Consider the following 12,941-nt stretch of genomic DNA (forward strand, 5'->3'; position numbering starts at 1 on the left):
ATCTATCGATGAGCGCAGGTTGCCGTACCGAACTGAAAAACCGCCACGAACAGCCTTCGCCAAACTTCTCCCTGGGGGTATGGGTCCCGGCGTTCGCCGGGACGACGATGGGGGGACAGTAGGGCTTACCGCGCTTCCGGCGGCGGCGAGCGATCCAGCACCTCGTCCTTGGCGCCCTCGAGCAGATCGATGCCGTAGGTCTCGACCACGAGCGGCCCGCGCTTGCGCTGCAATTGCGCGATCTGCGTCACCTGCGCAAAGAGAGCGTTGAGGGCGGGATGGCCTCCTGCGCGCAGCTCGTCGACATAGAGCAGCTTGCCGGCGAGCAGCCTGGGATCGGGCTCGGGCATGTTGACCCAGCGGATGCGCTGGGTCTGCTGCGCAACGCAGGTGCCGCGCGGCAGATAGAACGCGAGCCAGCCCGTGGTGCCGTAGTCCTGCGCCAGCACACAGGTCGCGCCACTGCGCGCGCGCACCGTTTCGATCTCGGCGGCAAGCTCGCGCCAGCCGACACCGACGCTGCGCACCGTGGCATCGCGGCGATATCCGGACAGCCAGCCGGTATTGGCCTGCACGATCAGGGCTGCAAACATCACGATGCCCGTTGGCGCCGCCCACCGCAGGCAGAAATCGACCAGGCGCCGCTGGCGTGGCTTCCACTGCACGAGGTTGGCGGCGGCCGCCGCGGCGATGACGAAAGGCGGATAGACCGGCGCGAACCAGTTGGCTTCGACGCGGGCATGCAGCGAATGCCAGACGAAGTAGGCAACGATGGTCCAAAACATCGTCTCGATCAGCACGCGCGAGGCCAGCGCGCCGGCGCGCTGCCAGGTCAGCGCGTGCAGGCCCATCGCGCCGAGAATGAAGACCAGCGGCGTCGCGAACGCGATCTGGGTCGGGATCAGCTCGGCGATGAAGACGGGGCGGAAGTCCTCGATCCTGGCACGGCCGAGCTGCTTTGCGAACGAGACCCATTGATGGTCCGCATTCCACAGGATCACCGGCGAGAACAGCGCCAAGGCAACGAGGCCGCCGAGATAGGGCCAGGGCGAGAGAAACCAGCGCCTGAGCTTCGGCACGGACGCGAGCCAGATCAGGATCGCCGGTCCAAAGAACATCGCGGTATATTTCGACAGCAGTGCCGCCCCGACCGCCGCACCGACCGCGAGCCACCAGGCGCCCCGGCCGGTCTCCAGGACCTTGGCGAGGAAGAACAGCACGAAGCTGGAGGCGACCAGCAGCGGCGCATCGGGCGTGACGATCAGCGTGCCGACGGAGGCCAGCAGCGTCACGTTGAGCAGGATGGCGCTGGTCGCAGCCACGCGCACGCCGCCGAACAGGATCGCGGCAGAGCGATAGACCGCATAGCTCATCGGCAGCGCCAGCAGGATCGAGACGAGGCGGACGCCGAGCTCGGTATCCCCCGCGATCATGGTGCCGGCGCGGATCACATAGGCGACCATCGGCGGGTGGTCGTAATAACCGCCCGCCAGATTCTTCGACCACATCCAGTAATAGGCTTCGTCGAACGTGATCGGCGTGAACGCCGCCGCAACGAGCCGCAATCCGATCAGCGCGAGAATCAACAGCACGGTGTTGCGGACGATCCGCGCGTCGGCCTCGCCCATCGCGTGCTATTTCTTGCGCCAGACGAACAGTCCGGACATCGCGTAGTTCCACACCACGCCCATCAGCGCGCCGGCCATGCCGGCCAGCCACCAGATCGGCTCCTGGTCGTAAACCGAGAAGGCGACGCCGACATTGGCGAGCAGGCCGACGCTGCACACGATGTAGAACGCGATCAGGCCGCGCAGCAGCGCAAAACCCTTCAGCCGCTGGTCGCGATAGGTGAGGAAGTTGTTGAGGATGAAATTGCTGGTCATGGCGACGATGGCGCCGGCGGCCTGCGCCTCTGGGAACGGCGCCTTGAACAGCTGAAGCGCGATGAACAGCGTGGTCAAGTGCACCACGAGGCCGATGCCGCCGACCATGGCGAACAGGATGAAGCGCAACGAGACGATGTCGTTGGTCAGCTTGGCCAGCACGAGACCGAGGAAGTCGAGTGCGACCATGGAATCGAGCTTGCTCTCGCCGTGCTGGCGGGCACCGAAAGTGTAGGGGATCTCGACGGCGCGCAAGCTGCCGTGCGCGCTCGCGACGACGTCGAGCAGGATCTTGAAGCCGTGCACGGAGAGCTTTGGCGCGAGCTGCTCGAAACGGTCGCGGCGGATCATGAAGAAGCCGCTCATGGGGTCGGCGATCTCGACCCGCAGCATCTTCCTGGCGACCTCGGTCGCGAGCGCACTGGCTCCGGCGCGCTGCTTGTTGAAGCCTTCGCTCTTGTAGCCCTCGATGTAGCGGCTGCCGACCACGAGGTCGGCCTGATCGCTGGCGAGGAGCAGCAGCATCTTCGGCAGCTGCGTCTCGTCGTGCTGGAGGTCGGCATCGATCACCGCCACATAGGGAGCGCTCGAGGCGAGGATGCCTTCGATACAGGCGCCCGAGAGGCCGCGACGGCCGATGCGGCGGACACAGCGCACGCGGCTGTCGCGCTGCGCCAGCGCGCGCACGACGTCCCAAGTGCCGTCGGGGGAGTTGTCGTCGACGAACACGACTTCCCACGCGATATTGGCGAGCGTCGCCTCCAGCCGCCGGTACAGCACCGTGACGTTGTCGCGCTCGTTGAAGGTCGGGACGATGACCGACAGTTCCGGCCCCTCTTGAGCCTGCGGCGGGATGTCGGCGCCGGGTCTGATCGCTTCGTTCATGACGGCAGCGTATATCCGCCGCGTCCTGCGCTGCCAAGCCGGGGTCTCTGGGGAACGGCCGAAAAGGGGCCCTAAAATGCCAACGACCCCGGAACGGCAGACCGCGCGTACATCCGGCGCAGGCCTGAGCTATTCCAAGGTCGTCCCAGCAACGGAGTTCTTCGCTCAACGTCGCCGTTACAGGCTAGATGGGAACGGCAGAAGCGCTTCGCAAGGGGCGGAAACCCAGTTTCGTGCCCTATTGGTTGGGCACGTCCCGGATTATCGGGCCGCGCGGCGCGGGCGCGGCGGGGGCGGCCGGTGCCGCCGCAGGGGCCGGCTCGACCTTCGCCGGCCTGGCCGGCTTGCCGTACTGGCCGATCGGCCCAAACACGACGGCAACCGCGAGCACGATCGCTGCGACGATCGCCCCCAGAATGCCCCCCATCGACTCAGACGACATGCAAGTCCATCCCTGCTCCAGATGCGGCGAGTGATACCATGGATGAGCGCGCGGCCGGAAGAGGTGCCGAAAGGGGGCGAATAGCGAATGGGGAGTAGCGAATGAGGAAACCGGCCTTACGTCCTTCGCTATTCGCCACTTCTTATCTGGCGGGCGGTCGGTGCTTGACGAAGGCTGTCACGATGTCCTTCTGCGCCGCCTCCACCGCCCTGTTCGCGGTGGCGAGATGAGCGCCAGCATCGATGTTCGGATACTGCGTGGTGAGATAGTCGAGCAACGCGACCCGGTAATATTGCCGCTCCGATGGACAGGCGCCCGCAACCGAGCGGCCGAAATCCTGCTCCGACAGGCCTTGATTGGAGTCGCGCGAATATTCCCGCGCCAGGCAATGCCAGTAATCGTCGCGGCCCTGCTGGGCGAGCTTCTGTGCGCTTCTCGCGTCGTCGTCATCGGCCAAAGCGGGCCATGTCATGGCAGCAGATGTCATCATGACGAGCGCGGCTCCCACCGACAGCATCCGCATCTCGTTCTCCTTTTTTCGCGGGTCCGGGCGCAAGCTTAGACGGGCCGAGCCAACTGGCCAATCACAACTGGTTTGACTAGGATGGGGTCCCTCCCCGTCGATGCGAGAAATTCCGTGGCCAAAGCAAAAACCGCGTCAAAAAAATCCGGCAACATCTTCATCGGCATCGGCGGCTGGACCTTCGAGCCCTGGCGCGGCGTGTTCTATCCGGAGAAGCTGGCGCAGGCGAAGGAGCTGTCCTATGCCGCCTCGAAGCTGACCTCGATCGAAATCAACGGCACCTATTACGGTTCGCAGAAGCCGGAGAGCTTTCGCAAATGGGCGAGCGAAGTTCCCGATGGTTTCGTGTTCTCGGTGAAGGGACCGCGCTTCGCCACCAACCGCCGCGTGCTGGCCGAGGCCGGCGATTCCATCAAGCGGTTCTATGATTCCGGTGTGCTTGAACTCGGCGACCATCTCGGGCCGGTGCTGTGGCAGTTCGCGCCGACGAAGAAGTTTGACGGCGCCGATTTCGGCAAGTTCCTGGAGCTCTTGCCGCGCAAGCTCGAAGGGCGCGCGCTGCGCCATGTCGTGGAAGTGCGCCATGACAGCTTCTGCACGCCGGACTTCGTCGCGCTGATCCGCGAGTTCGAGACGCCCGTCGTGTTCGCCGAGCACGGCAAATATCCGGCCATCGCAGACGTCGCCGGCGATTTCGTCTATGCGCGGCTCCAGAAGGGCAATGACGAGATCAAGACCTGCTATCCGCCGAAGCAGCTCGATGCCTGGGCCAAGCGCCTCCAGGACTGGGCTTCGGGCGGTGAACCCGACGACCTTCCGAAGGTTGACACGGGCAAGCCGACGAAGGAGCCGCGGGACGTGTTCGCCTATGTCATCCACGAGGGCAAGGTGCGCGCCCCGGCCGGCGCCATGGAACTGATCGCGCGGGTGAGCTGAGCGGGCGATGGCCAATTGGGAGCACCAAGGCTTCCTCACGTCATGGCCGGGCTTGTCCCGGCCATCCACGACTTGCCGCGCGGCACGAAGAACGTGGATGCCCGGGACAAGCCCGGGCATGACGACCTCCCGTGTCGTGACCTGAGGAGTCCCCATGGCAAAGGCGAGGAAGCTCTTCACCATCGGCTATGAGCAGACGCCGCCCAAGGCCGTGCTGGACGAACTGGAAGAGGCCGGCGTCAAGCTCGTGGTCGACGTGCGCGCGGTGACGTCATCGCGCCGGCCGGGCTTTTCCAAGAAGCAGCTTTCGGCAGGCCTCGACGAGCGCGGCATCGCCTATGTCCATCTCGCCGCGCTCGGCACGCCGAAAGAGGGTCGCCTCGCCGCCCGCAGCGGGCAGTACGACGTGCTGGAGAAAATCTACGCAAAGCACCTGAAAACGCCGCAGGCGCGGGAAGAGATGGACGAGCTCTCGGCGCTGGTGAAGAAGGCGGGCCCCGTCTGCCTGCTCTGCTACGAGCGCGACCACACCCACTGCCACCGACAGATGATCGCGGAGATCATCGAGGAGCGCGACGGGGTGACGGTGAGGAATTTGGCGGGACGGCAGGTGTAGCCGTCGCCGTCATTCCGGGGCGCGCGCAGCGCGAGCTACGGTGCGCAATTGCGCACCTGAGAATCCATTCCTTCACCCTCTCTGCTGCCCGATGGATTCCGGGCTCAGCGCTACGCGCTGCCCCGGAATGACGAGCTGATAGAGCCTCAGCCCTCCCCCTCCAGCCTCAACGTCCCCTCCATCATCTGCACGCAACTTCCGCCGACATGGGCGGAGACGATCTTGCCGTCCTGCTTGCGCACGCGGGTGAGAAGCATGCTCGGACGGCCCATGTCAAAGCCCTGGCCGATGGTGAGCTTCAATTCGCCGTCACGCGTGGGATCGAGATCGGCGAACAGCGCGGCGGCCGCGACCGTCGCGCTGCCCGTGGCGGGGTCTTCGATCAGGCCGCTTGCGCCGGGAAAGAACATCCGCGCCTGACGCTCGCAGGGCGCCTCCGCTGCCGGAACATCGCGCGTGTAGAAGTAGACCGAGAAAGCGCCGTCGCGCGGGAGCATCCGGCCAAACGCTGCCGCCTCGGGCTTGGCCCTGCGCACGGCTTCGCGCGATCCCACCTCCGCCACCACGAACGGCGTTCCGACGCCGACGACTTGCGGCGCATGATGATCGGTCTTGATGTCATCCGCCGCCAGGGAAATGCAGGCGGCGACGTCGGCTGCGGACAGCTGCGCAAGCCTCGCCAGTTTCTGTGGCGCGGTGAGCTCGGCGCTGATCACCCTGCCCTGCTCCCGCACGATATCGACCGGGACCAGACCGGCCTTTTCCTCGAACAGCAGCCGCGGCTTCGACTCTTTCGCGATCGTTGCCAGCACGAAGGCCGTGCCGACATTGGGATGGCCCGCAAACGGCAGCTCCCGAACCGGGGTGAAGATGCGCACCTCGGCGTCGTTGGCCTTGTCGCGCGGCGGCAGCACGAAGGTCGTCTCGGAATAGTTAAACTCGGTGGCGATCGACTGCATCTGCGCGGTCGTGAGCCCGCCGGCATCGAGCACCACGGCGAGCTGGTTGCCGCCGAAGGCGCGGTCGGTGAACACGTCGACGGTGACGTAGCGGCGCTGCATCGTCTCTTCCTCATGCAAGTGACGGCCGCGACCGGCCGCTTCGCCGGCACTCTACAAGCCGGCCGCCTCGCTCGTCATGCCCCAAAATTCGGAGCAATCGGAGCAATCGCCGATGATGGAAGAGACCTGCGTGCGGCGACGCATGATGCGCGCTACCCCAGCTGAAACACCTGCATCTTCTGCACGTAGCCGCGCACTTCGACTTCACCGAGCGCGACGGCGTCGCTGCCGTCGTCACCCAGCGCCTCACGCACGGATGCGGAGATCAGGAGCTGCGAACCGAACTCCTTGTTCAGCGCCTCCAGGCGCGAGGCGAAGTTCACGGTATCGCCGATGACGGTGTATTCCTTGCGCCGGGGCGAGCCGATATTGCCGGCAACGACCTCGCCGAAATGGATGCCGATGCCGATGCGAAGCGGCCAACTCGTCTGTGCGTTGATGCGGTCCATGGCGGTCAGCATCTCGCGGCCGGCGGCGACCGCCCGCTGTACAGCGTCGGAGGCCTCCAGCGGCGCGCCGAACAACGCCAGAAAGCCGTCGCCCAAGAACTTGTTCACGATGCCGCCATGACGGTCGAGGATGTCGACCAGGACCGCAAAGGCGCCGTCGAGCCGATCGACCACCTCCTGCGGGGTGCGCGACTGCGCGCCGGCGGTGAAGCCGCGGAAATCGACGAACATCACCGCGACACGGCGGAGATCGCCGCCCGCGCTGGCTCCGGCGGCCATCAGCCGCTCCACCACCTGGGGGGAGACGTGCTGCCCGAACAGGTTCGTCACGCGGTCGCGCGCGGTCGCTGCCGCGATACTCGCGGCGAATTGCCGCCGCAATTGCGCTCCGACGGCACCCGCCAGCACGCCGCAGATCAGGATGACCACGCTGCGCACCGCGTGGAAGTAGATCAGGGGCTCGCCGGTCTCGCTCGTCAAGTTGTAGTACAGCGCGGCCGCCAGAAGCCCGGCGGCAGCCACGAGACCCGTGAATGTGGAAAGCCAGAAATCAAGCCGCAGGGTCGAGAGGATGATGAAGATGAAGTACATGAGCGGTACTGCGAAACCGAGAGCCTGGCTCGGGCCCATGGACCGGATCTGCAGGATGAGGATGACGGTCGGCAGCGATGTCTCGATCAGCGTGCCGATATAGCGCCTGATCACCGGCAGGTCGCGATCGAGGCGGAGATTCTTCCTGATCTGGGTGTGGACCCAGACCTCGAACAGGATGAAGCAGAGGAGAAGGCCGTAGACCTGGATGATCCCTTCCGTCCCGCGCCAGACCCGGTTCACCACGGTGGGATCGAGCAAATAGATCACGGTGAGGAACAACATCATGACGCACCCCGTCAGGATCAGCGCCCGCACCCGCAACAGCTCGGTGCGCAGCACTTCCCGCGTCAGCTCGCGCTCGAAATCCTTCGAGAGCACTGCATGCTGCCGTGTCTTCCTGCTCGCAAAACGAACCATCATCCCCCCTTGTCATTCCGGGGCACGCGCAGCGTGAACCCGGAATCTCGAGATTCCGGGTTCGCACTTCGTGCGCCCCGGAATGACGTCACAGGGCAGTTTGCCTCAATCCAGCGTACGACGGAAGCGCGTCACGGCGATGGTCATGGCGAGCAGCATCAGGGCCGCCAGCGCCAGCGTGTCGAAGTGCAGGTTCTGCATGGTCGCGCCCTTCAGCATGATGGCGCGGACGATGCGCAGATAGTGGGTCAGCGGCAGACCCTCGCCGAGATATTGCGCCCACGCCGGCATGCCCGCGAACGGGAACATGAAGCCGGAGAGCAAGATGCTGGGCAGGAAGAACATCATCGACATCTGCATCGCCTGGAGCTGGTTCTGCACCAGTGTCGATATGGTGTAGCCGATCGACAGATTGGTGGTGATGAACAGCGTCGAGAGCAGCGCCAGCAGGACGAGGTTGCCGAGCACGGGTACGCCGAACAGGCCGACGCCAATGCTGATGATCAGGAAGGCCTGGACGAAGCCGACCAGCACGTAAGGGACGATCTTGCCGAGCATCACCTCGACCGGCTTGATCGGCATCGACAGCAGGCTCTCCATTGTGCCGCGCTCGACCTCGCGCGTAACCGACAGCGCGGTAAAGATCAGCATGGTCATGGTCAGAATGGTGCCGACCAGCCCCGGCACGATGTTGAGGCTGGACACCGCGGCCGGATTGTAGCGCGCGTGCGCGCGGATCTCGAACGGCATCTCCGGGGGATCGCCGATGTAGAGATCGTGCTTGAGCGCGGTCTGCACGACCATGCCGAGCGAACCGATCGCCGCGCTCGCTGCGACCGGGTCCGTGGCGTCGGCGGCGACCAGCAGCGCCGGCTTGTCACCGCGCCGCACGGCCCGCTCGAAGCCGCGCGGGATCTCGACGCCGAACAGCACCTTGCCGGATTTCAGCAGGTTGTCGAAGTCGTCGACGTCGTGCACTTCATAGAGGAAGCGGAAATAGGCGGTGTTCTCCAGTGCCTTCAGGATCGAGCGGGCGAGATCGGAGTCCTCCTGGAGCAGCACGGCGCTCGGCAGATGGCGCGGCGTGGTGTTGATGGCATAGCCGAACAGCATCAGCTGCATCACGGGCAACATCACGATCATCGCGAACGAAACGCGATCGCGCTTGAGCTGGATGAACTCCTTGACCAGCATCGCATAGGAGCGCCGCAGAAAGCCGAAGCGCTCGCGGATTTCGCGTCGGGGTGCGCGATGGTCGACTGCGCTCATTGGAAATTGTCCCTGGAGCGCCCCATCAGCTCGATGAACACGTCTTCGAGCGACGGTTGCGACTTCTGCCAGCGCAATCCGTCCTTCTCGCGCCAGGGCGCTATGCTGTCTTCGAGTGCCGCGACGTCGCGGCCGGAAACATGCAGTGAGCTGCCGAACGGCGCCACCATGTCGATCCCGGGCTTGCCCGTGAGCGCGGCCGCAAGCTCGTTCAGTCCTTCGCCGGTGACGGTGTAGGTCGTCAGCGCGGATTTCGCGATCACCTCTTCCACCGTGCCGTGCGCCAGCAGATAGCCGTAGGCGATGTAGGCGATCTCGTGGCAGCGCTCGGCCTCGTCCATGTAATGGGTCGAGACCAGCACCGTGAGGCCTTCGGCGGCGAGTGCGTGGATCTCGTTCCAGAAATCGCGCCGCGCCTTGGGATCGACGCCAGCGGTGGGCTCGTCGAGCAGCAATAATTGTGGATTGGGCAGCGTGCAGGCCCCCAGCGCCAGCCGCTGCTTCCAGCCGCCGGAGAGCTCGCCCGCAAGCTGCTCCTCGCGCCCTGAGAGCCCGAGCCGCCTGATCATGTCGCGTGCGGCGCCGCGCGCGTCGGTGACGCCATAGAGCCGCGCGACGAATTCGAGGTTCTCGCGCACCGAAAGATCCTGGTACAGGCTGAAGCGCTGGGTCATGTAGCCGACCTGGCGCTTGATCTTCTCGGCATCGCGACGGATGTCATAGCCGAGGCAGGTGCCCTCGCCGCTGTCAGGCGTGAGCAGCCCGCAGAGGATGCGGATGGTCGTGGTCTTGCCCGAGCCGTTGGGTCCGAGGAAGCCGTAGATCGAGCCGCGCTTCACCTGCATCGACAGATCGTGCACGACCTCGCGGCCGCCGAACGATTTAGTCAGGCCTTTGACGTCGATCGCGATGTCGTTGCCGCTGCTCATCGCTTGTCCGCCACGGGTGTCTTCGGATTGAGATAGACGTCGATCGGCTGTCCCACGCGCAAGGCATCGGGACGAGAGGGCCGCGCCTGGATCAGATAGACGAGCTTGTTGCGCTCATCGAGGCTGTAGATGACAGGCGGGGTGTATTCGGCCGAGGTCGCGATGAAGTAGATCTTTGCGATGAGGTCGGCCGCGCAATTGTCGCACGAGACGCGCACCGTGTCGCCGATCGCGAGCTTCGGCAATTCGGTCTCCGGCACGAAGAAACGCAGCTTCATGTTGCCGGGCGGCATGATCGACAGCACCGGCCGCTGCGCCCCCACCATCTCGCCCTCGCGAAAATAGATCTGCTGGATGGTGCCGGCGACGGGCGCAAAGCCCTTGCGTCGCGCCATCCGCGTCTCGGACGTCGCCACCCGCGCTTCCGCGACGCGCAAGGCCGACACGGCGGAATCGAGATTGGCCTGCGTGCCCGAGCCGGTCCTGCTCAGCGAGGACGCCCGGTCATAGGTCTGCTGCGCGTTCGCCAGCGTCGCCTTGTTCTGATTGAGATCGGCGCGCTGGAGATCGTCGTCGACGGAATAGAGGGCATCGCCGACCTTGACCTCTTCGCCTTCGCGGACGTTGAGCTTGGTGACCCGCCCCGCTTCGTCCGGGCTGACGAAGATCATGTCGGCCTCGACCCAGCCCTGGAAGCCGGGATCGCGCTTCTCCGTGCACCCGGCAAGCGAGATTGCGAGGACCAGCGCCACGATCGTACCGAGGCGCGGCAGATTGTGCTGTCGATCCCTCACCCTGAGGAGCTGCGAAGCAGCGTCTCGAAGGGCGAGGAGCCACAGCCGGGCCTGCATCCTTCGAGACGCGCGTTCCGCGCTCCTCAGGATGAGGTGAGAGATGGTGTGCGACGACGTCATGTCGTGCTCCGTTCGCCAAAAATCAAATCGAGATGGACACGCAGCATCTCTTGCGCGTCCAGCGGCGCGTGCCGCGCAAACAGGCTCTGCCAGATCACCGCGATCATCGCGGGTGCGACCAGGATCTGCGGATAGCGCGCGAGGTCCTTCTGCCGGATCTCGCCGCGGGCGATGCCGAGCTCGATCAGCGCGCGCATGGCGGCGACCCCGCGCGAGACGACCTCCCGGTAGTAGAAGTCGGCCACGGACGGAAAGCGCGGGCCCTCCGCCACGATCAGGCGCACCAGATCGCCACGCCTCGTGCCGATCACCTCGTTCAGGAAGTTGCTTGCGAAAGCCTCGATCAGGTCGCGCACCGAGCCCGCCGGCGGCGGCAGCGTAGTCAGCCGTGCGACCACAGGAACGATGACGATACGCACCAGCTCCTCGAACATCGATTCCTTGTCCTTGAAGTGCAGGTAGATCGTCCCCTTCGCCACGCCGGCGCGCTTGGCGATGTCGTCGAGCCGCGTCGCCGCAAACCCGCGCGCGATGAATTCCTCCATCGCCGCTTCCACGATCGCCGCACGCCGCTCCGCCGCGCGCGTCGCACGGTTCGAGGCAGGCACCTCTTCGCTGCGAGCAGGCACAGGGCCCTTGGCACTGGCGCGAGTTGCTGGCGGCAAGGCGGCTTTGGTCGGTTTCCTGGTCATTCGAAATATATGACTGACTGGTCAGTCATAGTCAAGCAAGGCGAGCAACCGCACGCCTGAGATTAAATTAGTATTGACTAATGCATTAGCGAATGCTAATCGATCGGCATGATCGAAGCCGCCCCAAACCCCGTCACCACCGTGATGCGCGCCCTCGCCGACCCGACACGGCGCGCCGTGTTCGAGCGCGTGTTCGAGAGCAAGGAGATCAGCGTCGCCGAGCTGACGCGCGGCAGCGGGGTCACTCAGGGCGCGATCTCGCAACACCTGAAGTCCCTCAAGCAGGCCGGTCTCGTCGCCGAGCGCGCAGAGGGCCGCAACGTCTATTACCGCGCCGCACCGCAAGGCCTCGAACCGCTGGTGACCTGGATGGATCATTACGGCGTCTTCTGGCGCGAGCGTTTCCAGAACCTGCGTGACCTCTTGAAGGAGATCGATCCGTGAGTGCTGCCGCGTTGAAAGCCGAAACAAGGGACATCGTCATCGACGAGGTCTTCCCTCACACGCCCGAGACCATCTGGAAGGCGCTGACCAGCGCCCAATTGATCGCGCGCTGGCTGATGCAGCCGACCGGCTTCGAGGCCGTCGAAGGCAATAGCTTCACGTTCCAGACCACGCCGGGCGGCAACTGGGACGGCGTGATCCATTGCCGGGTTCTGGAGGTCGTAGCAAACCGCCGCCTCGTCTACGCCTGGAAGGGCGGCGACGAGCGCAACACCGGCTATGGCGCACCGCTCGACACCATCGTGACGTGGTCCCTCACCCCGGTCGAGGCCGGCACGCGGATCCGCCTGGTCCATGCGGGCTTCGTCCTGCCGAGGAACGAGTCGGCCTACACGGTCATGAGCGGCGGCTGGAAGAAGGTCGTCCGCAAGCTCGACGAAATCAGCGGCGAAGAGTGAAAGGGAGATATCGCGATGGAAAAGCCCTATACCGGCGGCTGCGCCTGCGGCGCGATCCGCTATTCGATCACCGGCGAGCCGCTGTTCAGCAATCACTGCCAGTGCCGGGACTGCCAGCGGGAAAGCGGCAGCGGCCACGGCTCGTACGCGACCTTCGCGCGCGCCGGCGTCACGCTGACCGGCGAAGCGAAGCATTGGGACATGGTCGCCGACAGCGGCAACGTGAAGACGCGCGGCTTCTGCACGCAATGCGGCGTGCCTGTCTACATGACCTTCGCAGCACAGCCCGACGTCTTCACGATCCGGGCGGCAAGCCTCGACGAACCCGCCCGCTACAGGCCGCAGGCAGTCACTTTCGCCGCGCGCGGTCACGGCTGGGATCGTCTCGACCCCGACCTGACAAAATTTGCGGGCATGCCGCCGGGGTAA

15 protein-coding genes are annotated in these 12,941 nt (G+C 65.2%); 5 read left to right on the top strand and 10 right to left on the bottom strand.

Going from position 1 to position 12,941, the window contains the following annotated elements; genetic code table 11:
- Positions 1–125: 125 nt before the first annotated feature.
- From ABIA42_RS19305 to ABIA42_RS19320, 4 genes are all read right to left on the bottom strand, one after another.
- Complete coding sequence (locus ABIA42_RS19305) at positions 126–1,628, bottom strand: glycosyltransferase family 39 protein (RefSeq protein ID WP_370122281.1); 1,503 nt, start codon at positions 1,626–1,628, stop codon at positions 126–128.
- 6 nt (positions 1,629–1,634) lie between these two features.
- Positions 1,635–2,768, bottom strand: a complete 1,134-nt coding sequence (locus ABIA42_RS19310; RefSeq protein ID WP_271532834.1) for a glycosyltransferase family 2 protein — start codon at positions 2,766–2,768, stop codon at positions 1,635–1,637.
- A gap of 238 nt (positions 2,769–3,006) precedes the next feature.
- Complete coding sequence (locus ABIA42_RS19315) at positions 3,007–3,210, bottom strand: hypothetical protein (RefSeq protein WP_271532836.1); 204 nt, start codon at positions 3,208–3,210, stop codon at positions 3,007–3,009.
- Positions 3,211–3,352: 142 nt separating this feature from the next.
- Positions 3,353–3,733: a hypothetical protein gene (locus tag ABIA42_RS19320; protein WP_271532838.1), complete on the bottom strand. Its 381-nt coding sequence runs from the start codon at positions 3,731–3,733 to the stop codon at positions 3,353–3,355.
- A gap of 114 nt (positions 3,734–3,847) precedes the next feature.
- On the opposite strand from ABIA42_RS19320, the gene ABIA42_RS19325 reads away from it, so the two are divergent.
- On the top strand, positions 3,848–4,669 hold the full coding sequence (locus ABIA42_RS19325) for a DUF72 domain-containing protein (RefSeq protein WP_271532840.1): 822 nt from the start codon (positions 3,848–3,850) through the stop codon (positions 4,667–4,669).
- A 154-nt stretch (positions 4,670–4,823) separates the two neighbouring features.
- A complete protein-coding gene (locus tag ABIA42_RS19330; protein ID WP_271532842.1) occupies positions 4,824–5,285 on the top strand; it encodes a DUF488 family protein in 462 nt (153 codons plus the stop codon).
- 146 nt (positions 5,286–5,431) lie between these two features.
- On the opposite strand, the gene ABIA42_RS19335 is transcribed toward ABIA42_RS19330, so the two are convergent.
- The 6 genes from ABIA42_RS19335 to ABIA42_RS19360 all read right to left on the bottom strand — a co-directional run bounded on the left by ABIA42_RS19335 (position 5,432) and on the right by ABIA42_RS19360 (position 11,610).
- Complete coding sequence (locus ABIA42_RS19335) at positions 5,432–6,346, bottom strand: PhzF family phenazine biosynthesis protein (RefSeq protein WP_271532844.1); 915 nt, start codon at positions 6,344–6,346, stop codon at positions 5,432–5,434.
- 152 nt (positions 6,347–6,498) lie between these two features.
- Entirely contained in the window at positions 6,499–7,806 is a 1,308-nt protein-coding gene (locus ABIA42_RS19340) for an adenylate/guanylate cyclase domain-containing protein (protein WP_271533709.1), read from the bottom strand.
- Positions 7,807–7,911: 105 nt separating this feature from the next.
- Complete coding sequence (locus tag ABIA42_RS19345) at positions 7,912–9,075, bottom strand: ABC transporter permease (protein ID WP_271532846.1); 1,164 nt, start codon at positions 9,073–9,075, stop codon at positions 7,912–7,914.
- Positions 9,072–10,004, bottom strand: coding sequence for an ABC transporter ATP-binding protein (locus tag ABIA42_RS19350; RefSeq protein WP_370122273.1), 933 nt, complete (start codon positions 10,002–10,004; stop codon positions 9,072–9,074). The genes ABIA42_RS19345 and ABIA42_RS19350 overlap by 4 nt, the downstream gene beginning before the upstream one ends.
- The gene (locus ABIA42_RS19355; protein WP_370143813.1) at positions 10,001–10,918 is read right to left on the bottom strand and encodes an HlyD family secretion protein; all 918 of its coding nucleotides are present in this window, start codon (positions 10,916–10,918) and stop codon (positions 10,001–10,003) included. Before ABIA42_RS19355 ends, ABIA42_RS19350 begins: the two co-directional genes overlap by 4 nt.
- The gene (locus tag ABIA42_RS19360) at positions 10,915–11,610 is read right to left on the bottom strand and encodes a TetR/AcrR family transcriptional regulator (protein ID WP_271532853.1); all 696 of its coding nucleotides are present in this window, start codon (positions 11,608–11,610) and stop codon (positions 10,915–10,917) included. Before ABIA42_RS19360 ends, ABIA42_RS19355 begins: the two co-directional genes overlap by 4 nt.
- Before the next feature lie 108 nt (positions 11,611–11,718).
- On the opposite strand from ABIA42_RS19360, the gene ABIA42_RS19365 reads away from it, so the two are divergent.
- From ABIA42_RS19365 to ABIA42_RS19375, 3 genes are read left to right on the top strand one after another with little or no spacing between them, the layout of a single operon-like run.
- Positions 11,719–12,054 (top strand): helix-turn-helix transcriptional regulator, encoded by a 336-nt coding sequence (locus tag ABIA42_RS19365; RefSeq protein WP_011088398.1) that lies wholly within the window; start codon positions 11,719–11,721, stop codon positions 12,052–12,054.
- On the top strand, positions 12,051–12,512 hold the full coding sequence (locus tag ABIA42_RS19370; protein WP_271532855.1) for an SRPBCC domain-containing protein: 462 nt from the start codon (positions 12,051–12,053) through the stop codon (positions 12,510–12,512). Before ABIA42_RS19365 ends, ABIA42_RS19370 begins: the two co-directional genes overlap by 4 nt.
- 15 nt (positions 12,513–12,527) lie before the next feature.
- Positions 12,528–12,941: a GFA family protein gene (locus tag ABIA42_RS19375; RefSeq protein ID WP_370122268.1), complete on the top strand. Its 414-nt coding sequence runs from the start codon at positions 12,528–12,530 to the stop codon at positions 12,939–12,941.

Origin of the sequence: Bradyrhizobium sp. USDA 327, from assembly GCF_041262065.1 — a bacterium.
Taxonomy (GTDB): Bacteria; Pseudomonadota; Alphaproteobacteria; order Rhizobiales; family Xanthobacteraceae; genus Bradyrhizobium; species Bradyrhizobium liaoningense.

What these genes read in the sequence shown, in the direction of transcription:
- ABIA42_RS19330 (WP_271532842.1), top strand. Translation starts at nt 4,824, where the DNA reads ATGGCAAAGGCGAGGAAGCTCTTCACCATCGGCTATGAGCAGACGCCG.
- ABIA42_RS19375 (WP_370122268.1), top strand. Translation starts at nt 12,528, where the DNA reads ATGGAAAAGCCCTATACCGGCGGCTGCGCCTGCGGCGCGATCCGCTAT.
- ABIA42_RS19350 (WP_370122273.1), bottom strand. Translation starts at nt 10,004, where the DNA reads ATGAGCAGCGGCAACGACATCGCGATCGACGTCAAAGGCCTGACTAAA.
- ABIA42_RS19355 (WP_370143813.1), bottom strand. Translation starts at nt 10,918, where the DNA reads ATGACGTCGTCGCACACCATCTCTCACCTCATCCTGAGGAGCGCGGAA.
- ABIA42_RS19315 (WP_271532836.1), bottom strand. Translation starts at nt 3,210, where the DNA reads ATGTCGTCTGAGTCGATGGGGGGCATTCTGGGGGCGATCGTCGCAGCG.
- ABIA42_RS19305 (WP_370122281.1), bottom strand. Translation starts at nt 1,628, where the DNA reads ATGGGCGAGGCCGACGCGCGGATCGTCCGCAACACCGTGCTGTTGATT.
- ABIA42_RS19310 (WP_271532834.1), bottom strand. Translation starts at nt 2,768, where the DNA reads ATGAACGAAGCGATCAGACCCGGCGCCGACATCCCGCCGCAGGCTCAA.
- ABIA42_RS19360 (WP_271532853.1), bottom strand. Translation starts at nt 11,610, where the DNA reads ATGACCAGGAAACCGACCAAAGCCGCCTTGCCGCCAGCAACTCGCGCC.
- ABIA42_RS19340 (WP_271533709.1), bottom strand. Translation starts at nt 7,806, where the DNA reads ATGGTTCGTTTTGCGAGCAGGAAGACACGGCAGCATGCAGTGCTCTCG.
- ABIA42_RS19320 (WP_271532838.1), bottom strand. Translation starts at nt 3,733, where the DNA reads ATGCGGATGCTGTCGGTGGGAGCCGCGCTCGTCATGATGACATCTGCT.
- ABIA42_RS19335 (WP_271532844.1), bottom strand. Translation starts at nt 6,346, where the DNA reads ATGCAGCGCCGCTACGTCACCGTCGACGTGTTCACCGACCGCGCCTTC.
- ABIA42_RS19365 (WP_011088398.1), top strand. Translation starts at nt 11,719, where the DNA reads ATGATCGAAGCCGCCCCAAACCCCGTCACCACCGTGATGCGCGCCCTC.
- ABIA42_RS19345 (WP_271532846.1), bottom strand. Translation starts at nt 9,075, where the DNA reads ATGAGCGCAGTCGACCATCGCGCACCCCGACGCGAAATCCGCGAGCGC.